The organism is Methylobacterium sp. J-026, from assembly GCF_022829585.1.
Classification (GTDB): Bacteria; Pseudomonadota; Alphaproteobacteria; order Rhizobiales; family Beijerinckiaceae; genus Methylobacterium.
In genome coordinates this window covers 1-591 of the sequence record NZ_JAKSYC010000051.1, presented here as the reverse complement: position 1 = coordinate 591, position 591 = coordinate 1, and the positions used below count along the sequence as shown (strand labels likewise).

1 pseudogene is annotated in these 591 nt (G+C 69.4%); it reads right to left on the bottom strand.

Going from position 1 to position 591, the window contains the following annotated elements:
- Positions 1 to 418 precede the first annotated feature (418 nt).
- Positions 419 to 591, bottom strand: a pseudogene (locus tag MKK69_RS03450) (chemotaxis protein); the annotation flags it as partial.

Below are 591 nucleotides of genomic sequence, written 5' to 3'. Positions count from 1 at the left end.
GGGGGGCAGGCTCGGCGTTGGGGCTACCCCCGCACCGCGTTCCCTTTCGATCCTCCGGGACGGAACCTTCGCGGCCGAGCTACCAGGCCGACGCCCCAGCCCGTCAACGGACCAAGTCGAACGCCCGAGCGGTTAGGCCCTGCCGGCAACACCTGGGAAGACGGATCGCGCACTCAGTCCGGCAGGGCAGGACCTCGAGATGCTGCGGCGGGAAGCTAAGCCACCATGCGGCCGGGGATCGGAAAACCTCGTAGGTGAACCGGAGTACCTCAGCCGGCTGTCGAAAGCAGCGTCGATCCGGGTGCAGCTGATTGCGTAGGGTTCTGGCCCCACCTCGACGGCTACGCGGAGTAGGTCCCCGAGCGCATCGTCGAGACTGGCCTGCACAGCAGCCACATCACCTGTGTCGTCCATGACTTCAGCCCACCGCCCGTGCAGCCTCGCGCACCTGGCGCGTGGCGGCATCGACCTGCTCGCTCGCCCGGGCGATCGCCTCCATACCGCCGGCGATCGTCGTCACCCCGTGGGCGGCCGTGTGCATGCTGCCCGACATCTCCCGGGTCACGGCCGACTGCTCCTCCACCGCCGCCG